Origin of the sequence: Streptomyces sp. JJ36, assembly GCF_021696945.1 — a bacterium.
In the GTDB taxonomy this organism is placed as follows: Bacteria; Actinomycetota; Actinomycetes; order Streptomycetales; family Streptomycetaceae; genus Streptomyces.
This window is the reverse complement of sequence record NZ_JACYHE010000049.1, coordinates 21,708-43,066: the sequence shown is the minus strand read 5'-3', so window position 1 is coordinate 43,066 and position 21,359 is coordinate 21,708. Positions and strand designations below refer to the sequence as shown.

18 protein-coding genes are annotated in these 21,359 nt (G+C 74.7%); 13 read left to right on the top strand and 5 right to left on the bottom strand.

The window, feature by feature from the left end:
* The first annotated feature begins 24 nt into the window (after positions 1-24).
* From HOY81_RS18345 to HOY81_RS18310, 8 genes are all read left to right on the top strand, one after another.
* On the top strand, positions 25-420 hold the full coding sequence (locus HOY81_RS18345) for a DUF2752 domain-containing protein (protein WP_237321535.1): 396 nt from the start codon (positions 25-27) through the stop codon (positions 418-420).
* A gap of 205 nt (positions 421-625) precedes the next feature.
* Positions 626-901: a TM2 domain-containing protein gene (locus HOY81_RS18340; protein WP_237321532.1), complete on the top strand. Its 276-nt coding sequence runs from the start codon at positions 626-628 to the stop codon at positions 899-901.
* A gap of 275 nt (positions 902-1,176) precedes the next feature.
* Positions 1,177-1,635 (top strand): Rrf2 family transcriptional regulator, encoded by a 459-nt coding sequence (locus HOY81_RS18335; protein ID WP_237321531.1) that lies wholly within the window; start codon positions 1,177-1,179, stop codon positions 1,633-1,635.
* A 525-nt stretch (positions 1,636-2,160) separates the two neighbouring features.
* Positions 2,161-3,153, top strand: a complete 993-nt coding sequence (locus HOY81_RS18330; RefSeq protein WP_237321530.1) for a sulfite exporter TauE/SafE family protein — start codon at positions 2,161-2,163, stop codon at positions 3,151-3,153.
* A 135-nt stretch (positions 3,154-3,288) separates the two neighbouring features.
* Complete coding sequence (locus HOY81_RS18325; protein ID WP_237321529.1) at positions 3,289-4,269, top strand: LysR family transcriptional regulator; 981 nt, start codon at positions 3,289-3,291, stop codon at positions 4,267-4,269.
* Positions 4,270-4,378: 109 nt separating this feature from the next.
* Complete coding sequence (locus HOY81_RS18320; RefSeq protein ID WP_237321528.1) at positions 4,379-4,672, top strand: hypothetical protein; 294 nt, start codon at positions 4,379-4,381, stop codon at positions 4,670-4,672.
* 254 nt (positions 4,673-4,926) lie between these two features.
* A complete protein-coding gene (locus tag HOY81_RS18315; RefSeq protein WP_237321527.1) occupies positions 4,927-6,327 on the top strand; it encodes an alpha-lytic protease prodomain-containing protein in 1,401 nt (466 codons plus the stop codon).
* Between the two features lie 266 nt (positions 6,328-6,593).
* Complete coding sequence (locus HOY81_RS18310; protein ID WP_237321526.1) at positions 6,594-7,832, top strand: lipase family protein; 1,239 nt, start codon at positions 6,594-6,596, stop codon at positions 7,830-7,832.
* Between the two features lie 22 nt (positions 7,833-7,854).
* Here HOY81_RS18310 and HOY81_RS18305 read toward each other — a convergent pair whose 3' ends face one another.
* Positions 7,855-10,101 (bottom strand): SpoIIE family protein phosphatase, encoded by a 2,247-nt coding sequence (locus tag HOY81_RS18305; RefSeq protein WP_237321525.1) that lies wholly within the window; start codon positions 10,099-10,101, stop codon positions 7,855-7,857.
* A 286-nt stretch (positions 10,102-10,387) separates the two neighbouring features.
* Between HOY81_RS18305 and HOY81_RS18300 the strand changes: the two genes are divergently transcribed.
* A complete protein-coding gene (locus tag HOY81_RS18300; protein WP_237321524.1) occupies positions 10,388-10,588 on the top strand; it encodes a hypothetical protein in 201 nt (66 codons plus the stop codon).
* A gap of 48 nt (positions 10,589-10,636) precedes the next feature.
* On the opposite strand, the gene HOY81_RS18295 is transcribed toward HOY81_RS18300, so the two are convergent.
* The 3 genes from HOY81_RS18295 to HOY81_RS18285 all read right to left on the bottom strand — a co-directional run bounded on the left by HOY81_RS18295 (position 10,637) and on the right by HOY81_RS18285 (position 15,064).
* Positions 10,637-11,809, bottom strand: coding sequence for a rod shape-determining protein (locus HOY81_RS18295; RefSeq protein ID WP_237321523.1), 1,173 nt, complete (start codon positions 11,807-11,809; stop codon positions 10,637-10,639).
* Between the two features lie 67 nt (positions 11,810-11,876).
* Positions 11,877-13,823, bottom strand: a complete 1,947-nt coding sequence (locus tag HOY81_RS18290) for an ABC transporter ATP-binding protein (protein WP_237321522.1) — start codon at positions 13,821-13,823, stop codon at positions 11,877-11,879.
* A gap of 164 nt (positions 13,824-13,987) precedes the next feature.
* Complete coding sequence (locus tag HOY81_RS18285; RefSeq protein ID WP_237321521.1) at positions 13,988-15,064, bottom strand: DUF3048 domain-containing protein; 1,077 nt, start codon at positions 15,062-15,064, stop codon at positions 13,988-13,990.
* 562 nt (positions 15,065-15,626) lie between these two features.
* On the opposite strand from HOY81_RS18285, the gene HOY81_RS18280 reads away from it, so the two are divergent.
* Positions 15,627-15,866, top strand: coding sequence for a DUF397 domain-containing protein (locus tag HOY81_RS18280; RefSeq protein ID WP_237321520.1), 240 nt, complete (start codon positions 15,627-15,629; stop codon positions 15,864-15,866).
* Positions 15,867-16,031: 165 nt separating this feature from the next.
* Here HOY81_RS18280 and HOY81_RS18275 read toward each other — a convergent pair whose 3' ends face one another.
* Positions 16,032-16,733 carry an ATP-binding protein gene (locus HOY81_RS18275; RefSeq protein ID WP_237321519.1) on the bottom strand — a complete coding sequence of 234 codons (702 nt, stop codon included), beginning with the start codon at positions 16,731-16,733 and terminating at the stop codon, positions 16,032-16,034.
* Positions 16,734-17,070: 337 nt separating this feature from the next.
* On the opposite strand from HOY81_RS18275, the gene HOY81_RS18270 reads away from it, so the two are divergent.
* The 3 genes from HOY81_RS18270 (at position 17,071) to HOY81_RS18260 (ending at position 21,302) form a co-directional block, all read left to right on the top strand.
* Entirely contained in the window at positions 17,071-17,910 is an 840-nt protein-coding gene (locus HOY81_RS18270) for a helix-turn-helix transcriptional regulator (protein WP_237321518.1), read from the top strand.
* 67 nt (positions 17,911-17,977) lie between these two features.
* Positions 17,978-19,435 carry an aldehyde dehydrogenase family protein gene (locus HOY81_RS18265; RefSeq protein WP_237321517.1) on the top strand — a complete coding sequence of 486 codons (1,458 nt, stop codon included), beginning with the start codon at positions 17,978-17,980 and terminating at the stop codon, positions 19,433-19,435.
* A gap of 1,312 nt (positions 19,436-20,747) precedes the next feature.
* A complete protein-coding gene (locus HOY81_RS18260) occupies positions 20,748-21,302 on the top strand; it encodes a DinB family protein (protein WP_237321516.1) in 555 nt (184 codons plus the stop codon).
* Positions 21,303-21,359 lie beyond the last annotated feature (57 nt).

Sequence of the window (21,359 nt, the reverse complement as noted above, 5' to 3'; positions counted from 1 at the left end):
GGGCCGCCCGCGGGGGTGCGCGGCGTGCTCGCCCGGGCCGCCGCGCACCCGCTCGCGCTGCCCGCGGGCCTGCTCGCCGGCGGGCTGGCCGGCGCGGTCTACCTCTACGACCACAACCCCCACGAGGGCGGCCACCTGCTGCCGCGCTGCCCCTTCAACTGGGCCACCGGGCTGCTCTGCCCGGCCTGCGGCGGCACGCGGATGGCGTACGACCTGCTGCACCTCGACGTCTCCGCCGCCTTCCACGACAACGCGGCGCTGCTGCTCCTGGGGACCCCGCTGGCCGGATACCTGTGGTGGCGCCGGGTGCGCGAGGGGCTGCGCGGCCGCCGCTACCGGCCGGAGTGGCGCCGACGGGGCACTGCGGCGATCCTGTGCGTGGCGGTGACCTGGACCGTGGCGCGGAACGTGCTCGGTTAGGCCCGGTCGGGGCCGATTGGCCCGGAAGACCGGACACGGGGCGGCTACGGGTTGATCTCGATCGATCGTTCCTGCAACCAATCCGGCCACCGATGAGTCAGATTCAGCGTTGTCGCAGACCTGACACCAGTCTCCGTGCCCCGGCACGGCTCGTGCGGGCGCGGCATCCGTCCCCGAACAGCACGACCGATGCAGGAGCAACTCCGTGTCCCAGCCCGCCACTCCGCCCAACCCGGACGCCCCGTACGGCGTCGCCCCCAACGGTCAGCCCTACTCCGAGAAGTCGAAGATCGTGGCCGGCGTGCTGCAGCTCTTCCTCGGCGGTCTGGGCATCGGCCGGTTCTACACCGGTCACACCGGCATGGCCGTCGCCCAGCTCCTCACCTGCGGCGGCCTCGGCCTCTGGGCGCTCATCGACGGCATCATCTTCCTGGTGAGCAACGAGCGCACCGACAAGCAGGGGCGCGTGCTGCGCGGCTGACCCGCGCAGTGCCCCCGGCGGCCCCCGGCGGCCCGCGGCCGGCTCTGTGCCGGGCGCGGGCCGCGGCGCGTCCGGGAGTCGTGCCGCGCGGGCCGCGGTGTCCGGGAGCCGAAGTCCGGGTGCTGGTCCCGTACGCCCGGGGCCGCCCCGGTGGACCTGCCGGGCCGTCACCGCCGACCGTACGGGCGCGTGCTGCCGTGCGGGCCGGATCACGGTCCGGTCTCCCCGTGCCGCCCGTGCGCCCCGGGGCCGGCGGGGTGCCGGATAATGGAGACATGCGGATCTCGGCGAAGGCGGACTACGCGGTGCGGGCCGCGCTGGAGCTGGCGGCGGCGGGCGACACCGGGCCGATAAAGGCCGAGACCCTCGCGGCGGCCCAGGGCATCCCGCACAAGTTCCTGGAGGGCATCCTCGGGGACATGCGGCGCGGCGGCCTGGTCAGCAGCCAGCGCGGCGGCAACGGCGGATACCGGCTGGCCGCCCCCGCCGACACGATCACCATCGCCGACGTGATCCGCGTGGTGGAGGGGCCGCTGGTCTCGGTGCGCGGCTCCCGGCCGCCCGAGCTCTCCTACAGCGGCCCCGCCGAGGCGCTGCTGCCGCTCTGGATCGCCGTCCGGGCGAACGTCCGCAGGATCCTGGGCGAGGTGACCCTCGCCGACGTCGCCGCCGACCGGCTGCCCCCGGTCGTACACACCCTGGCCGAGGACCCGGCCGCCTGGACCAACCCCTGAGCCTGCGTTCTGCCGGCCGAGCCGCCCCCGCCCCCGCGCCGGACCTGACCGCCCCGCGCCGGACCTGACCGCCCCGCGCCGGACCTGAGCCCGACGCACCCGTGCCGCCCTGCGCCGCGGCCCGGTCGCGGGCGCGTGCAGCGCCGGGCACCGCGCCTGTGCCGGCTCCGTCCCCCCGGCTGAGGCGGCCGGGCGGAGCCGGTCACGAGGCGTGCCGCGCCGCCCTCTGACCGGTGCGGGCCCCGGCGTGCACCGCCGGACCCGGCTGACCCGGACTGAGCCGTCCCGGGGTCGCCGCACCCGCCGTTCCGGGGTGCGGGGCCCGGCGGTGCCCCGGCCACCGCGTCGCCCGCCCCCCGGCACGGTCTCCGTCTCGCCATGCGGACAGAGGTCCGGATGGCGAGTAGATGTTGACGGCCCGAGCGGCCTGCGGGACGCTGTTCCCATGTTTTCCTGCCTGACTGGTAGGAAAGCTAGGGAAGCTGGACGGACGCGGAGCACGACGGGCGAACCCTGGGAGCGCGGATGCGAACGCTGATCCTGCTGGCACTGGCCGGCCTCGGAGCGCAGTTGGTCGACGGCAGTCTCGGCATGGCCTACGGCGTCACCTCGACGACGCTCCTGCTGGCCGCCGGCACCAACCCCGCGGCCGCCTCGGCCACGGTGCACCTGGCCCAGATCGGCACGACGCTGGCATCCGGCACCGCCCACTGGCGCTTCGGGAACGTCGACTGGCGGGTGGTCGCCAGGATCGGCGTGCCGGGCGCGGTCGGCGCCTTCGTCGGCGCGACCTTCCTCTCCGCGCTCTCCACCGAGGCGGCCGAGCCGCTGATGTCGCTGATCCTGCTCGCCCTCGGCCTCTATGTGCTCGCCCGCTTCACCGTCTCCGGGCTCCCCACCGGCAACCTCGGCAAGCCGCTGCGCAAGCGCTTCCTCTCGCCCCTGGGCCTGTTCGCCGGCTTCATCGACGCCACCGGAGGCGGCGGCTGGGGCCCGGTCGGCACCCCGGCCATCCTGGCCAGCGGCCGGATGGAGCCGCGGAAGGTGATCGGGTCCGTCGACACCAGCGAGTTCCTCATCTCCGTCGCCGCCAGTCTCGGCTTCCTGGTCGCCCTGGGCTCCTCGGGTGTCGACTTCGCGTGGGTCGGGGCGCTGCTGGCCGGCGGTGTCGTGGCCGCGCCGCTCGCGGCCTGGCTGGTGCGCCACGTCCCGCCGCGGGTGCTGGGCTCGGCCGTGGGCGGCGTCATCGTGCTCACCAACGTCCGTACGCTGCTGCACGGCGACTGGCTGGGGCTGCCCGGCGCGGACCACTGGGCCGTCTACACGCTGCTCTGCCTGGTCTGGGCCGCTGCCGTCGGCTACTCGGTCCGGGAGCACCTGCGCCTCCGCGCCGCGGAGCGCGCGGCGGAGGCGGCCGCCCGGGACGCCGAGCCGGCCGTGGCGAACGCCCAGCCGGTCGGCGCCGCACCGTCCGCCCCGGACGGCCACCCCGGCGACGGGACCGGCGCGGGGGGCTGAGGTCCCGGCCCGCACCAACCCGCACCGCCGAGGTCCTCCGGCCCGCACCGGCACCGCACCGGCCCCGTGCGGGCGTAACGGCTCGTCGCTGCACGCGTCTTGCCGGGGCGGTCCCGTCGCTCCAAGCTGAATGGTATGGACCTGGAGCTGCGGCACCTGAAGACGATCCGGGCGATCGCCGAGGCGGGCAGCCTCACCGCGGCGGCGACGGCGCTCGGGCTCGCCCAGCCCGCCCTGAGCGCCCAGCTCAAGCGGATCGAACGGGCGTTGGGCGGGCAGTTGTTCGAACGGAGCCGGCACGGTGTACGGCCCACCGCGCTCGGCGAACTGGTGGTGGCCCGGGCGGGCGTCCTGCTGCCGAGCGTGCGGGAGCTCCAGGAGGAGGCCGTACGGTTCGCCACCCACTCCCGGCAGGGTGCCGCCCGCGTCCCGCGCTTCCGGCTGGGCGGAACCCACGGGCCGTTGCTCGGCGGCCTGGTCGACCGGCTGGCCGGCGCCCACCCCGCGGCCCGGGTGACCACCCGCACCTCCTGGTCCGAGCGGGAGCTGGCGGGCTCGGTCGCCGACGGACGCCTGGACTTCGCCCTGGTCGGCGCCTGCGGGGAGAGCCCACCGCCGGCCGGCGACCGGCTGGCCTGGCGGGACGTGGGCGTGGACCCCGTCTTCGTCATGCTCTGCCAGGACCATCCGCTGGCCGGCCGTACCGAGATCGGACTCGCCGAGCTGGCGCACGAGTCGTGGACGGACGTGCCCGGCGACGGCTGCTTCGGCGACTGTTTCGCGGCGGCCTGCGCGCGAGCCGGGTTCACCCCGCGATCGGTGTACGAGACGGACACCGCGTCCTGCGTCCATCTGGTGCAGGTCGGCCGGGCGGTGGGCCTGTGCCGGGCCACCTTCCCGGCCACTCCGGGGCTGGTGACCCGGGCCCTGGCCGGGGCGCCGCTGCAGTGGCGGCACCTCGTCGGCTGGCACCCGGATGTGCCTGCGGCCGCCCACGCCCCGGAGGTGGTGGCGCACGCCCGCGCGGCGCACGCCGAGGCCGCCGCCCGCAGCGCCAGCTACCACGCCTGGCTGGACCGGCACCCGGGCTTCGTGGACGCCCCCGCGCCGGTGTGACGGACGGCGCCCGCGACGTCCGGGCGTCGCCCGCCGGGGTGCCGTGCCGCGTAGTGGACGCTCCGCGATCCGTCAAGTGGCCCCGCGGTGTGCGACTACCGTGAAGCGCATGGACTACTCCGAAGCGCTGCGTCGCATACGAGCCGGCGGACGCGTGTCCCGCCGGAGCTGGATCCAGCCCGGGAAGTACGTCTACTGGGTCCAGCCGAGCGAGACCACCCTGCCCGACGGGAGCCCCGTCGAGCTGGCCGGGCACGCGCTCTTCTACCGCCCCGCCAAGGGCGCCCGCGGCATCGGTCAGGTCGAGCCCTACTACGCGGGCCCGGACGCCCAGGGCGCCGACGACTGGTACGACGTCGACGCCGAGGCCGGCCGGCCCGCGCACCCCGGCGGCCCCGCCTAGCGGGGCCCGCGTGGGCCGGGGCTCCGCCCGGGCAGGACCTGCCCGGACCCGGGCCCCGGGGACCGCCCAGTCGTCGGGGCCCGGAGAGCCCCCGGCCACGCCCACACCCGTGCCCCTGCGGGCAGGCGCGCGCGGGGTCTCCGCGGTGCGGCGCGGGCGCCATAACGCGATGCAGGGGGCCGGCTGACAGCTCCTGCGGGGCCGGTCGTCCGTCCTAGCGTTTCGGCGCACCCCCGAAACCAAGGAGACCCGACATGCTCCACAGACGTGTCATGCGCGCCGGTGCCGCCGTCGCGGCGGTCGGCGCGCTCGGCCTCGCCTGGCTGCCCGGGACGGCGGCGGCCGAGCCGTCCCCCTCGGCGTCCTCAGCTGCGTCCTCGGCGTCGTCAGCGTCGTCAGCGTCGTCGTTCAGTCTGGCCGGCGCGACCGACGTCGCACCGGCCGTGCTGCGGGCCATGCAGCGCGACCTCGGCCTGACGGCCGGTCAGGCACGGGAACGGCTGGTCAACGAGCGGCGTGCGGGCGCCACCGCCGGCGCACTCCGCGCCGGGCTGGACCGCGACTTCGCCGGGAGCTGGCTGCGCGGCGCGACCGCGGACACCCTCACGGTGGCCACCACGGACGCCGGCCGCGTGGGCGAGATCACCGCCGAGGGCGCCCGCGCCCGGGTGGTCGAGCACAGCCTGGCCGAACTGGACGCCGCCAAGGCGGCCCTGGACCGGGTCGCCCGGCAGGACGCACCGGAGCACACCCCGGTGTGGTTCGTCGACGTGCGGACCAACCGCGTGGTGCTGCAGAGCGCCCGTCCCCCGGCCGCGCGGGAGTTCGTGGCCGCGGCCGGTGTGGACCGCGATCTGGTGCGCGTGCAGCGGTCCTCCGTGCGGCCGCGGCCGTATGCGGACCTGCGCGGCGGCGACGCGTACTACATCGGCAGCGGGGGCCGCTGCTCGATCGGCTTCCCGGCGACCCGGAGCGGTCAGGGCGGCTTCGTCACCGCCGGGCACTGCGGGAACACCGGCGCCTCCACCACCGGCTACAACCGGCAGGCCCAGGGCACCTTCCAGGGTTCCAGCTTCCCCGGCAACGACTACGCCTACGTGGCCACCAACTCCAGCTGGACCCCGCGGCCGGTGGTGAACGGCTACGGCCGTGGCGACCGCGCCGTCCAGGGCTCCACGCAGGCGATGGCCGGAGCACAGGTGTGCCGTTCCGGTTCGACGACGCAGGCGTGGCACTGCGGCACCATCCAGCAGCACAACACCAGCGTCAGCTACCCGCAGGGCACCGTCACCGGCGTCACCCGTACCACGGTGTGCGCCGAGCCGGGCGACTCGGGCGGCTCCTACATATCCGGCAACCAGGCGCAGGGCGTGACCTCGGGCGGCTCCGGCAACTGCAGCTCCGGCGGCACCACCTTCTACCAGCCGGTCAACGAGGCGCTGCAGGCGTACGGGCTGACGCTGGTCACCGAGGGCCAGGACCCGGGCGACCCGGGCGACCCGGGCGACCCGGGTGGCACCTGGCAGGCCGGGACGGTCTACCAGGCGGGTGACACGGTCACCTACGGCGGTGCCACGTACCGCTGCCTCCAGGGGCACCAGGCCCAGCCGGGCTGGACGCCGGACGTCACCCCGGCGCTCTGGCAGCGCGTCTGACCGACGGTCCATCGGCAGGCGCGCGCGGTCGGCGTGCACCGGGCGGTGTGCGCCGGCCGTTCTCCCTGAGGGCGGCTCCCAGGGGGAACGGTCCCCTTCCGGCCCGGCCGGAAGGGGACCGGGGCGGTCCGGCGGCCGACGAAACTTACTCGTGAGTATTGACACGCCGGGTGAGGCTCCTCACACTGAACCTACTCTCAAGTAGGTTACCGAGGGTAAGAAGCCGCAACTCCACCAGGCACCCCCCATCACGCCAGGAGTCGCCCGTGAAGTCCCGCCTGCTCCGCAGGGCCGGCACCGCATTGCTGGCCCTGACGACCGCCGCCACGCTCGGGGTCGTGGGCGCGTCCTCCGCCCAGGCCGAGGAGAGACCGCCCTTCTACGAACCGCCCGCCACCCTGCCCGCCCACAACGGCGACCTCGTCCGCTCCGAGCCCTCCGTCTACTACCTCGACCCGCTCAAGGCGCTCAAGGTCGACGCCCACGTCCACCGGGTGATGTACCGCTCCACCGACGGCCACGGAGAACCGATCGCCGTCACCGGCACCGTGATCACGCCCAAGGGGGCCTGGCGCGGTCCCGGCGAGGAGCGGCCGGTCATCGGCTACGCCGCCGGCACCCAGGGACTCGGCGACCACTGCGCCCCCTCCCGGCAGCTCGCCAACGGCACCGAGTACGAGGGCCTGTTCGTCAAGGGGCTGCTCGCCCGCGGCTACGCCGTCGCCCTCACCGACTACGAGGGGCTCGGCACGCCCGGGCTGCACACCTACGTCAACCGCGAGGTGTCCGGCCACGCGGTGCTGGACGCGGTCCGCGCCGCCCAGAACCTGCCCGAGGCCGGCCTCCCCGACGACGGCCCGGTCGCCGTCACCGGTTACTCGCAGGGCGGCGGCGCCGCCGCGGCCGCCGCCGAACTCGCCCCGGAGTACGCCCCCGAACTGGACCTGCGGGGCGTCGCGGCCGGCGCGGTCCCGGCGGACCTGGCCCGGGTCGCGGAGAACCTGGACGGCTCCCTCTACGCCGCCTTCCTCGGCTACGCCGTGGCCGGGCTCGCCGCCGGGTACGACGTCGACCTGCGGCCCTATCTCAACGGCAAGGGCGAGCGGATGATGGAGGGCGTCGCCGAGGCCTGCACGGCGGAGGCCATCCTCCGCTACCCGTTCGTACGCACCAGCACCCTCACCGAGGACGGCCGGCCGCTGACCGCCTACCTCGATGAGGAGCCCTTCCGGGAGATCGTGGCCGGGCAGCGGATCGGCACCCGGGCACCCGCGGTGCCCACCCTGGTCACCCACAGCCTGCTGGACGACGTGATCCCGTACGGCGTCGGGCGCCGGATGGCCGCCGGCTGGTGCGCCGCGGGCGCCGCGGACGTGACGTTCGCCGCCAACCTGGGACCCACCCATGTGGGTGGCGCGGTGGCCGCGTTCCCGCGGGTCTTCGGCTGGCTGGAGGACCGCTTCGCGGGCCGGGACGCCTCGTCGGACTGCGGTTCCCTGAGGTAGCGCGCGGGGGCGCGGCCCGCAGTCAGGCCCCGGCCGCCGGGCGCCGGACCAGTACCAGGGCGATGTCGTCGTGGCGGTCCGGCGAGGCGGCCGGGGCCGCGATGTGCCCGGCCACTTCGGCGAGGCCGCACGGCGCCGCCGCGGTGGCGGCGAAGCGCTCGGTCAGCTCGGTCACCGCGGCGGTGTAGTCGGTGCCGCGCCGCTCCACCAGACCGTCGGTGTAGAGGAGCAGGGTGGAGCCCGGCCGCATCGTCACGGCGGTCACCGGATAGGCGTCCTCCGGGAAGGTCCCCAGCGGCATCCCGCCCGGCACCTCCAGCTCCCGGGCCCGGCCGTCCGGCTCCAGCAGCAGCGGGTACGGGTGCCCGGCCCGTACGATCCGCGCGCGGCCGTCGGACGGGTCGATCTCGGCGACACAGCAGGTGGCGAAGAGGTCGGTGTCCAGGTCCCGCAGCGCCGTGTTGCCGCACTGCATCAGCGTCACCGGCCCGTGGCCCTCCGCGGCGTAGGTCCGCATGGCGGTGCGCAACTGGCCCATCACCGCCGCGGCCTGCGCGCTGTGCCCCTGCACGTCCCCGATCACCAGGCCGACCCGGCCGTCCGGGCGCGGCAGCACGTCGTACCAGTCGCCGCCGACGTCCAGCCCCTCCGAGCCGGGCACGTAGCGGACCGCGATCTCCAGGCCCGGCACCTCCGGCACCCGCCGGGGCAGCATCAGCCGCTGGAGGTCCGTGAGGTGACTGCGCCGGGTGTCGTAGAGCCGGGCGCGGGCCAGGGACTGGCCGAGGATGCCGCCGGCGGCGGTGAGGATCGTGCGGTCCTCCGGCGCGAAGACGTGCGGCCGGGTGTGGATCAGCACGCAGGTGCCGACGAAGCCGTCGGTGGAGGTCAGCGGCAGCAGGCAGCACGCCTGTTCGTACGGAGCGGGGGGCGGGGCGCCGGCCGGCATCGCGGCGATGTACTCCTCGGGGCTCTCGAAGAAGAGCGGATGGCCCGCGTGCAGCCGGTGCAGCAGCGGGGTGCCGTCGATGGCGGCAGCCGTCAGCCGCAGCCGGCGCAGGCCCTCGGCGTCGAAGCCGTGGGCGGCGAGAAGCTGGGCTCCGCCACCCTCCTCCCGGAGGTAGACCGCGGCCGCGGCCGCGTCCAGCGCGGGCATCGCGGTGTCGATGACGGCGCGGACGACGTCGTCCGGGGTGAGTGCCGCGGTGAGCGCATGGGTCAGGTCCAGCACGAACCGGCGCCGGGCCTCCCGCGCCGTCTCCCGCTCCAGCCCCTCGGTGCGGTCCTGCGCCACCCCGATCATGCCCTGCGGTGTGCCGTCGTCCGCGTACACCACCCGGCTCTCCGCGTCGATCCAGCGCACCGCGCCGTCGGGGCGCACGACCCGGTAGACGACGTGGTAGCGCCCGGTGTGCAGGCTCTCCTGCACCGCCGCGTCCACCAGCGCCCGGTCCTCGGGGTGCACGGCCTGGTAGAAGGTCTCGACGCGGCCGTCGAAGGCGTCCGGGGTGATCCCGAAGAGCTCGCACAGCCGCTCGTCCCAGACGAGGCGGCCGGTGGCGAAGTCCCAGTCGAACGAGCCGATGTGGGCGTTGGACATCGCCAGCTCCAGCATGGCCGCCCGGCCCCGGCCGGTGGCCAGCGGCCGGGGCGGTGCCGCCTCCTCCGCGCCGCCGCCCTCCCCGGGGGCCTCCGTGGCGCCGGGCTCCTCCGGCCCCTCCCCGCGGACCGACTCCGGCCCCAGCGGCGCGCGGTCGCCGAGTTCCAGCAGTCGCGCCCAGCGGAGGGCGCAGGCGGTGGCCAGCAGGTGCAACTGCCGGGGGCGGCCGGCGGAGAGCGACGCGTCGCCCGGTTGGAGCAGTGCCAGGACGCCCAGCAGCTCGCCGTCCACCGTGAGCGGCAGGCAGGCGAACTCCTCGGTGGCCCGCCAGACGCAGCCGCCCTGCGGGCCGGGTATGCGCGGGAAGTCCCCGGCCGTCGCATAGACCGCCCGGCGCTCCCGGGCCGCCTGCGCCACGGGCAGGTCCACGTCCAGCGGGAGGGCCGCGTAGCGCTCCACGTCGCGCTCCGGCAGGCCCACCGACGCGGCCAGCCGGAGCGTGTACCCGTCGAGCCGGTAGAGCACGGCGACCCGGGCGGCGTCCGGCGTGGCGGCCGCAGCGGCGGCGGCGCGGACCAGGCGGCCGGCGTCCGGGCAGGTCAGCAACCCCAGGAGGACGTCGTCCCGCGGCTGTCCGGCCTGCGGCGGCCCGGCCGGTCCTGCTGCCATGAGTCCGTCCCTCGAACGCGCCGGCCCCGCCCCTCGCCACCCATACTGGACCAGCGTTCCGGAACCCGCATCGACAGCGCCGCCGGCGCGGTCACCCGGGCGATCGGCACGGTGGGCTGGGGATTCCGCTTCCGGTCCGGACGGCGCTGTGTCAGCACCCGCCGTACCGGCTGGAATCCGTCGGCCCGGCGGGCGGATTCCGCTGGTGTTCAAGGGCCATGGAAGGCACCATCGGCGGTAATCCCCCAAGCCGGGTGCGTCCCGGCCGGCAGCAGGAGGAATCCCCATGCGCGCACCTTGGTACGGCATGCTCCGCGTGTGCAGGGAAGTGGCCTACGGCATCGGTGCGATGAGCGCCGTCATGCGGGGCCAGCAGCCCGGCGTGCCGCCGTATCCGCCGCCGTCGGTGTTCACCACCGGCGCGATGGCGGGCCTCACCACCGGGTCTGTCACCGGAGACGGCGGGCAGCCCGTGGCCGGCGGCTGACGGCGCCGGCACGCCCCCGCCGGCCGTGCGCGGCGGCGGGGGCGCGCCTCAGGCGGCGTCCTTCTCGGCACCTTTCCCGGCACCCTTCCCGGCACCGCGCCCGGTGGTCCGTCCGGTGCGGGATCCGGCGGTCCGCCGGCGGGCGCGCCGGCCGTCGCGCCCGCTCGCGGGGTCGCCGTCGGGGCCCCCGCCGGGCCCGTCGTCCCGTACGGTCAGCGGCCGGGCGGTGCCGTCCATCAGCGCGGCGAGGCCCCGTACGGCACAGCCGGCGGGGTCCTCCGCGATGTGCACCGCCATGCCCGTGGCCTCGCGCAGCCGGACGTCCAGGCCGGGCAGCACGGCGCTCCCCCCGGCCAGCATCATCCCGCGGTCGGCGAGGTCGGCCACCAGGTCGGGCGGGCACCGGTGCAGCACCGTCCGGATGGCGTCGATCAGCCCGGTCACCGGGATGTGCACGGCGGCCCGGACCTCGTCCGGGTCGATCCAGACCGTGCGGGCCAGCCCCGTCAGCACGTCGCGCCCGTGCACCTCGGTCGGAGCCTTCGACTTCCCGGCCGCCGCGTGCAGCGCGGCGTGCAGCGGGCGTACGGACTGGCTGAGCAGCAGCACCTCGTGCTCGTTGCGCAGGTGCTGCACCAGGGCGGTGTGGATGGTGTCGCCGCCCATCGGCACCGTCGTCGCCGAGACGACGGACCCCAGCGAGAGCACCGCGACCTGGGTGGTGGTCGCCCCGCACACCAGGATCATCGTGGCCTCCGGCTGCTCCACCGGCAGCCCGCAGCCGACGCCCGCCGCCGTCGGCGCGTCCACCAGCTCAACCCGCTTGGCGCCCACGCCCGCCAGCGTCTCCACGGCCGCACGCCGCGCGAGCGGGTCGGCGTCGTGCGGCACGCACACCGCGGCCCGCAGCATCGGCCGGCGCCGCCAGGCCCGGCGCACCTTCTCGCCCACCATGGCGCGGAGCATCCGCTGGGCCATCTCGACGTCCACCACGGTGCCGCCCGCCACCGGGCGCACCACCCGGATGTGGTCCGGGGTGCGCCCCTCCATCTGCTCGGCCGCCGCTCCGACCGCGATCAGGGAGCCGGAGTAGGTGTTGACGGCGACGACCGACGGCGCGTCGACGATGATCCCGGCCTCCCGGACGTGCACGCGGGTCCGGGCGGTGCCCATGTCGACGGCCACGGTGCACCGGCGGAGCTGGTGGGGGCTGAACGTCACGGTGGATCGGGTCCTTCCGGGCGCGGGTACGGGCGGGCGCGGGACCGCCCACCCGGCGGCCCCCTGATCAGCCTGCGGCCGTTGCGGCGGCCGCGCCTGCCGGAGTGCTCCGCCCGGGCGAGGGGCGCCCGTGGGCCCCGGCCGCGCGCGGCTCCTCGCTGAACTGGGTGCGGTACAGCTCCGCGTACCGCCCGCCCGCGGCGAGCAGCTCCTCGTGTGTGCCCCGCTCCACGACGCGGCCCTCCTCCAGCACCAGGATCAGGTCCGCGGCCCGTACCGTGGACAGCCGGTGCGCGATCACCACCGAGGTGCGCCCCTGCATCGCCTCGGCCAGCGCCTCCTGCACGGCGGCCTCCGAGGTGGAGTCCAGATGCGCGGTCGCCTCGTCCAGGATCACCACCCGGGGCTCCGCCAGCAGCAGGCGCGCGATGGTCAGCCGCTGCCGCTCGCCGCCGGAGAGCCGGTAGCCCCGCTCGCCGACCACGGTGTCCAGGCCGTCCGGCAGCGCGGCCACCAGCCCGTCGAGCCGGGCCCGGCGCAGCGCCTCCCAGAGCTCCTCCTCGCCGGCCTCCGGCCGCGGCAGCAGCAGGTTGGCGCGGATGGTGTCATGGAAGAGGTGCCCGTCCTGGGTGACCATGCCGACGGTGCGGCGCAGCGAGGCGGCGGTCAGCTCCCGTACGTCGGTGCCGCCCACCCGCACGACCCCGCTGTCCGGGTCGTAGAGGCGCGGGGTGAGCTGGGCGATGGTGGACTTGCCGGCACCGGAGGAGCCGACCAGGGCCACCATCCGCCCCGGCTCGGCGCGGAACGAGACGCCGTGCAGCACCTCCTCGCCGCCGCGGGCGTCCAGGGTGGCGACCTCCTCCAGGGAGGCCAGCGAGACCTTCTCCGCAGTCGGGTAGGAGAAGCGGACGTCCTCGAACTCCACCGTCACCGGGCCGTCCGCGGGCAGCTCCGTCGCGTCCGGGCGCTCCGCGATCAGCGGCTCCAGGTCCAGCACCTCGAACACCCGCTGGAAGCTCACCAGTGCGCTCATCACCTCCATGCGGGCACCGGCCAGCGCGGTCAGCGGCGCGTAGAGCCGGGTCAGCAGCAGGGCGAGCGCGACCACGGCGCCGGGCTCCAGGGAGCCGCGCAGCGCGTACCAGCCGCCGAGGCCGTAGACGAGCGCGAGCGCCAGCGCGGAGACCAGGGTGAGCGAGGTGATGAAGTAGTGCTGCACCATCGCGGTGCGCACGCCGATGTCCCGGACCCTGCGGGCCCGGTCGGCGAACTCCGCGGACTCCTCCCGCGGCCGCCCGAAGAGCTTGACCAGGGTGGCGCCGGGCGCCGAGAAGCGCTCGGTCATCTGGATGCTCATCGCCGCGTTGTGGGTGGCCCGTTCCCGTTCCAGCACGGCGAGCCGGGCGCCCATCCGGCGGGCCGGGAGGACGAAGACGGGCAGCAGCACCAGGGAGAGCAGCGTGATCTGCCAGGAGAGCCGGAGCATCACGGCCAGCGTGAGCAGCAGCGTGACCAGGTTGCTCACCACACCGGAGAGGGTGTCGCTGAAGGCCCGCTGGGCGCCGATGACGTCGTTGTTCAGGCGGCTGACCAGGGCGCCGGTGCGGGTGCGGGTGAAGAAGGCCACGGGCATCCGCTGCACGTGGTCGTAGACCGCCCGGCGCAGGTCGAGGATCAGGCCCTCGCCGATGCGGGCGGAGAGCCACCGGTTGCCGACGCCGGTGGCGGCCTCGGCCACCGCGATGGCGGCGATGAGCCCGGCCAGGGTGAGCACCGTGCCGCCGTCCGCGCCGCCCACGATGGCGTCCACCACCCGCCCGGCGAGCAGCGGCGTGGCCACGGCGAGCATCGCGAGCACGGTACTGAGCAGCAGGAAGAGCAGGATGCGCCGGTGGTGCGGGCGGGCGAAGCGGACGATCCGGCCGAGCGTGGCCCGGGAGAACGGCCGCTGGTCGTCGGTGGCGCCGCGCACGTTCCGCAGTGCGCTCCACGCCGTCATCTCCATGCTCATGGGTCGGGGGTCCCCCTTCGGTGGTGGCGGGTGGCCGGGACGGCCGGGTGCCGACGGGGACGACGGTAGAAGTTGAAGTCAACTTCAAGTCAACGGCGGACCGTCCGTCCACGGGCCGCCCGTCCCTGGACCCCCACGGGCGCGGGGCGCGCGGACCCGCCGGGTCACCGCTCGGCGTAGACGATCCACACCGGGCCCCGGGCGAACGGCATCCGTTCCCCGTTCTGCCGGGTGAAGACGGTTCCGTCCGCGGCCGAGGGCCGCTCCCAGGTGACGTCGTACGCCCGGCCGTTCCGCAGCACGGTGGCCTCCCCGGAGCCGACGGACTCGATGTACGGCGTCACCGCGCCGGTGGTGTCCCGGAACCGCGAGGGCCGCATGGTCACCTCCTGCACCACCACCGTCGGCGCCCCCAGCCGGGTGCCGTCGGTGGTACGGGCCGGCGAGCCGTCCATGGTGACGAGCCACCGGTCCTCCTCCCCGGACCAGGAGAAGGCGAAGCGGGCCGACGGGTAGCGGACGGTCCGCCGGTCCTCCGGGCTGCCGCCGTCCGGCGCCGGCCCGAAGCGGAAGCCGATGTCCCGCGGCTCGCTCGCCCCGGGGGCGGCGGACAGCGCGGCTTCCGGGCGGACGTACAGGTTGTGCGGGGCGGCGGCACCGGAGCGCACATAGGCGTCGCCCGCCTCGGCCGGCGGCACCCGGACCAGTGGCGCCGACCGCAGGTCGTCGCGGAGCGCGGACCGTACGCCGGAGTAGGCGAGGGCCGGCTCGCCGAACTGGCGCAGCAACTCCAGATCCGACTCGCGGGCGCTGCGCACCGGCCCCGCGCGGTCCGGCAGCCGGGAGGAGTAGACGGCCATCAGCCGGCTCAGCCCGCCCTCCACCTGCTCGACATAGACCAGGTCGGCGGCGGCCAGCCCGGTGTGCGGACGGGCCACCCGGGCGTTGTCCAGCTTCACCGCCAGCACCGGCTGCTGCTGCGCCGTCCGGCCGGTGAAGGGGGAGCGGGCGGTGGTCTCCTCCTCGCCGGAGGGGCCGCCCTGCTCCTCGTCGCCGCCTCCGCAGGCGCCCGCCGTCAGCAGCAGCGCCGCGGCCGCGGCCGCGGCCCAGCGCCGTACCCGGCGGGCCCGTCCACCGGGCGGCCGCCGCCCGGGCCGGCCCGCGGTCCGCCACGGGGTCGCGCGCCGGGGCCCGCGGTGCCCCGGCGGGCGTCGGGTCCGTGCCGCCCTCACCGTCACCACAGCCACCTCCCAGGCGCTCGGGTGTTCGACCGTCACCCCGCGACTACCCCGCCTGCGCGGAAACGTCACAGCACTGTGCCGAGCGGTCTCCGGCCGGACCACCGGAAGCGGTCCGCGTACCGCCGGGCGGGTGACCGGGGCGGGGTGACCGGGGCGACCGTGCGGTGCGGCCGACGGGCCCGGAGGAGCGGCCGGGGAGAGATACCTCACGTCCCGAGTCAGGCACGAACCGGCGGGAGAACGTCTCTTCCGATGTGTGCGGTCGTTCCGGCGGCCCTCACGGGTGTTCTCCGGTGAAGGCGCACCGGCCGAAGCGTGCGTCCTCGACCGTGGGTCATCGCATGCATGCGCACTGCACTGAGAGCGACAGCGGCTCCTCCGCTTGTGCCGAAGGCATATGCACAAGGCTCTGACCGGCTGTGATGGCCTCACGACAGGCCGCAATGCACGTGCATCCGCACATGCAACTGCACGTCAACAGGGTTATGATCCGGGGCAGTTGAGGCGTGCCCACGCCGAACGGGCACGTCCGTCCATCGGTGCCACCCCCCGGGAGATTCCAGTGCCGCACGCGTACAACGGCATGGCCGCCAAGGACCTCCACGGGGTCGCCTGGCAGAAGAGCCGGTACAGCAACTCGCAGGGCACCTGCGTGGAGTTCGCCAAACTCCCGGACGGCGAGGTGGCCGTACGGAACTCGCGCTTCCCGGACGGGCCCGCGCTCGTCTACACCCCCGCCGAGGTGGAGGCGATGCTGCTCGGCATCAAGGCCGGCGAGTTCGACCACCTGGTGCACGACTGACGTCCGGCGCAGGACCGAGTCCGGTACCGGGCAGGCGTCCGAAACAGGTCAGACGTCCGGCGCAGGTCGGACGGCCGGCGCGTGAACGGCCCTCGCCGGCCGGTGCGTGTCCCGCGCCGCGCCCCGGCCGGCCCCCGTACGGTCGGCACGCGCGCGCGGGACGGCTCACACCGGGCCCAGGCGGAAGAGCGCCCAGACCACCTTTCCCGGCAGGGCACCGGTGAGCCGGTGCCAGCCCCAGCAGTCGCTGAAGGAGTCGACCAGCCGCAGTCCGCGCCCGGACTCCGCGGTGCTCTCCGGGCAGCCGTCGAAGACGTCGAAGCCGCGGAAGGCGTCCAGGTCGTACAGGTTGTCCGGGCTCCCGGCGTCGTCGGTACCCGCGGGGCCCGCCGCCGCGAAGGCGCCGCAGCCGTCGACGGTGCGTGGCGCGCCGCCGGCGCCGTCCACGCCGCTCAGGCCCTCCAGGCCGCCCGGATCCGCGCGGTCCGTGCCGAACGGGTCCGGCTCGATCTCCGCCCCGCTCGCCCGGGGCGGCTCGCCGCTGGGATCGCGCACGGCGCACACCAGCCGGGCCGACCAGCGCATCAGATGCAGCCGCACCGGCGGCTCCGGCACCAGGCCGTCCCCGGGGGCGAGTCCGTGCCGCAGGGCGTTGGTCACCAGCTCCGAGACGACCAGGGCCACGGTGTCGTACTCCTGCACCAGGCTCCACCGGCGCAGCGTGCGCCGGGTGAACTCGCGCGCGCTGCGGACCGCTTCATAGCGCGCGGGCAGCGCACAGGACGCCGATCCGGAGAGCATCCCGGCCTCCTGGGCGGGAATTTTTCGCCATAACGGCTCGAGCACGGTCGATCCTTCGGTCCCCATGACGAGCCACTCCTGGTGTTCGCGGTCGCGACGATCCTGGCCGGATCCGGTCCCCCGTGCCGCCCTGCCGGGCTGTCGTTGCCCACGTGGTTTGTAGAGCCTTCAACTTCCTTGACAGCGCGTGCACTTGTGCGATCCCCATGGTTCCCAATGCCCGGAGCAGATGCAAGGGCAGATGCACGTGCACGAGAGACTTTCGATTGTGTGTAACCGCATGGGCACGCAACGGAGCCCGGAGATGGCAGACTGCCCCTCGAGCAGGGGTGGAGGGTAAATCGAAATGAACACAAAACCGGCAAGCGGTGTGAGCGATGCCACAAACGGAGCGAGCGGGTCCATGGTCCGCCGGATCCTGCTGGGCTCACAACTGCGGCGGCTGCGCGAGGCGCGGGGCGTCACGCGCGAGGCGGCCGGTTATTCGATCCGGGCGTCCGAATCCAAGATCAGCCGGATGGAGCTGGGCAGGGTGAGTTTCAAGGCGCGTGATGTCGAGGACCTGCTCACGCTCTACGGCGTCACCGACGAGGCCGAGCGGGCGCCGCTCCTCGGGCTGGCCCGGGAATCGAACAAGGCCGGCTGGTGGCACAGCTTCAGCGACGTGCTGCCCGGGTGGTTCCAGACGTACGTCGGACTGGAGGGCGCCGCCTCGCACATCCACACCTACGAGGTGCAGTTCATCCACGGCCTGTTGCAGACCGAGGAGTACGCGCACGCCGTGGTGACCAGCGGCCACAAGGGGCAGCTCCCCGAGGAGGAGGTCGAACGCCGCGTGGCGCTGCGCATGGAGCGCCAGAAGCTGCTGCTGGCGGAGAACGCGCCGCACCTGGTCTGCATCCTCGACGAGGCAGCGCTGCGCCGCCCGTTCGGCGGCCGCCGGGTGATGGACGCCCAGCTCGGGCACCTCGCCGAGGTCTCCGAGCGCCCGAACGTCACGCTCCAGGTGGTGCCCTTCGAGCGAGGCGGGCACGCGGCCGAGAGCGGCGCCTTCACGCTGCTCCGCTTCCCCGAGTCCGACCTCTCCGACATCGTCTATCTGGAACAACTCACCAGCGCGCTCTACCTGGACAAGCGGGAGGAGGTGGAGCGCTACGACCGGGTGCTGGACCGCCTGACGGAGTTCAGCCACTCCCCGGAGCGGACGCGTCACCTCCTCCACGAGATCCGCCAACTTCCTTGAAACAGAAGTACGATGACATGCCGACAGAGGGCACCAGCGGCCTCCCTCCACCCCCCGAAGGATTGGCATGTCCTACTTCACCGACCTGGCGCTTCAGTACATCGACGGTGAGTGGCGCCCCGGGAACGGCTCCTGGGACATCATCGACTTCAACCCCTACGACGGGGAGAAGCTGGCGTCCATCACCGTCGCGACCACGGACGAGATCGACCAGGCCTACCGCGCGGCCGAACGGCACCAGCGCGCCTGGGCCGAGACCAATCCGTACAGCCGCCGGGTGGTGTTCGAGCGCGCCGTGCGCGTGATCGAGGACCGGGAGCAGGAGATCACCGAGGCGATCATCGCCGAGCTCGGCGGCACCCGCCTCAAGGCCGCCTTCGAGCTGCACCTCGCCAAGGAGTTCCTGCGCGAGGCGATCCAGCTCGCCCTGCGGGCGGAGGGCCGCATCCTGCCCTCGCCGGTCGACGGCAAGGAGAACCGCGTCTACCGGGTGCCGGTCGGCGTGGTCGGCGTCATCTCGCCGTTCAACTTCCCCTTCCTGCTGTCGCTCAAGTCGGTGGCGCCCGCTCTCGCCCTCGGGAACGCGGTCGTCCTCAAGCCGCACCAGAACACCCCGGTCTGCGGCGGGGCACTGGTGGCCCGGGTGCTGGAGGAGGCCGGGCTGCCACCGGGGCTGCTCAACGTCGTCATCACCGACATCGCCGAGATCGGCGACGCGCTCATCGAGCACCCGGTGCCGAAGGTCATCTCCTTCACCGGCTCGGACAAGGTCGGCCGCCATGTCGCGACGGTCGCCGCCTCGCACTTCAAGAAGGCCATCCTGGAGCTCGGCGGGAACAGCGCGCTGATCGTCCTGGACGACGCCGACCTCGACTACGCCGTGGACGCGGCGGTCTTCAGCCGCTACGTCCACCAGGGGCAGGTCTGCATGGCCGCCAACCGGATCGTCGTGGACCGCTCGGTCGCGGACGCCTTCACCGAGAAGTTCGTGGCCAAGGTGCAGACGCTCAAGGTGGGCAACCCGGACGACGCCACCACCCACATCGGCCCGCTGATCAACGCGAACCAGGCGGAGAGCGTCACCGCGCTCGTCGACCAGGCCGTGGAGCAGGGTGCCACCGCCCTCGTCCGCGGGACCACGCAGGGGAACCTCGTCCCGCCCGCCGTCCTCACCGACGTGCCGGCCGACGCCCCGCTGCTCCGGCAGGAGGTCTTCGGGCCCGTCGCGGTGATCATCCCCGTCGACGGCGAGGAGGAGGCGGTACGCGTCGCCAACGACACCCCGTACGGCCTGGGCGGCGCCGTGCACACCGGCGACATCCAGCGGGGCATCGCCGTCGCCCGTCGGATCGACACCGGAATGATCCACGTCAACGACGCCACGGTCGCCGACGAGCCGATCGTCCCGTTCGGCGGCGAGAAGCACTCCGGGCTGGGCCGGCTCAACGGCGAGCAGATGGTGGAGGCGTTCACCACCACCAAGTGGATCTCCATCCAGCACCGGCGCAGCGCCTTCCCCTTCTGACACGCCGTCCCCTGCCGGGGGGCGACGCTGCGGGTGCCGGGTGCCGGGTGCCGGGTGCCGGGTGCCGGGTGCCGGGTGCCGGGTGCGGGGCGCGGGGTGTGGGGCGCCGGGTGCGGGGCGCGGCCGGCCTCGCGGCCTGGGGGGGCGAGCACGGCTGCCGCCTGCGGCACGTCGTCGGCCGAGGTCACTGCTTGGCGGGCTACGGGGGGAGGGGTGCCTTGCTGGGGCGCGTTCATGCTGCGGGCGCAGGTGGCGTGGTGGGCCGGGGTTCACCCGCCTGTGACGGGGCCGGTCGGCGGGGCGGTCGGTAGCCGGTGACGGGGTTGCCCTGGCGGGCTGCTGCCGCGCTGTGCCTGAGCTTTCGTCTTCTCGCTCCGCTCGTGTCACGTGCGTGGCACTGCGGCGTTCGCCTGCGGGCCGTTCCGGAGTGGGGGTGTGCCCGCCCACACCCTGTGGACAGAGCCGTCGCCCGGCGGGTGCCCATGCTCCGCCCTGCAGTCTCGCGGCGGCCGGGCATCCAGCGCGCGGCCTGCCGGTCCGCCCCATGGCCTGGCGAGCCGGGCCAGCACCCGCCAGGCGGTGCCTGGGCCAGGCGTAAGAGGCGCCAATGGGCACCGCCCCTGACAAATCTCCGACGATCTTGTACTGGTCCACGCTATTGACAAAAATCGGCCCAAATCTGTCAAAAGCGTGGACCAGTACAAGATCACGGTGCGGGCGGGGCCTGCGGCGCGGGCCCGGCCGACCCCTCACCCACGGCGTCGCGCGCCTGCCGGGCTCCGCGTCGGCCATCAAGCCCCTGGTGCGCTCGCGGAGTGGGCGTACCCCCACTCCGGAACGGCCCGCAGGCGGATCGTGCAGTGCCACGCACGGGGAACGAGCGGAGCGAGAAGACGATGCCTCGGCCACCGCGCGGCAGCAGCCAGCTAGCGCAAGCCCGTCTCCGGCTTACCGACCTGGTCATGCGGGCCGGCCCCGTCACTGGCGGGTGAACGCCGGCCGACCACCCACCCGCCACCGGCAGCATGAGCGCGCCCCGGCGAGGCACCCCTCCCCTCGTAGCCCGCCAAGCAGTGACCGCAACGACAGGCCACCCGCGCCCGGCTACGCGACCGCCCCACCCCGGCCGCGACGCCGCAATGCACCCGCCCATCCATTCCCCCACCACCCGGCCGCGACGCCGCCCGGCACCACCCGCCGGCGCCACCCGCCCGGCCCACCCCTTGCGGACCGAACCTGACCGCATGCCCTCGTAGCGTGAGGTCATCGGAAGCCGGAAGGCCCCCACGGGCCCCGACGAGAGGTGACGATCATGCCGACTCTGGTGGATGCCGAGACCCCCGGTGACGAGCGCGGAGCCCTGCTCGGTTACCTGGAGGCCCAGCGCGGCGGGATCCGTCGCGCCCTGCACGGGCTGAACGCGGACCAGGCGACCAGCCGGCCGACCGTCAGCGCGCTCTCGCTCGCCGGGCTCGTCAAGCATGTGGCCGAGGTGGAGCAGGGCTGGCTCTGCGACGCTCGCGGCCTGCCGCACCCCGTGGCGCGGGACGAGTCCAACTGGGACGGCTGCTTCCGGCTGGAGAGCGGCGAGACGGTGGACTCCGTGCTCGCGCACTACGAGGAGGTGGCCCGGGAGACGGACGCGTTGGTGCGTGCGGTGCCCTCGCTGGACGACACGTTCACGCTGCCCGAGGCGCCCTGGTTCCCCAAGGAACCGCGCTCCTGGCGCTGGATGCTGCTGAGCCTGATCAGCGAGGTCGCGCGGCACGCGGGCCACGCGGACATCATCCGGGAGTCGATCGACCGGAAGACCGCGTTCGAACTGGTCTGGGAGACCGGCGCCGCGCCCGAGCCCGAGTGGGGCTGACGGCGGGTACGGCGGGGCGGCGTACCGTCGGCGCCCTACCCTGGTCGCCCGGGGCCG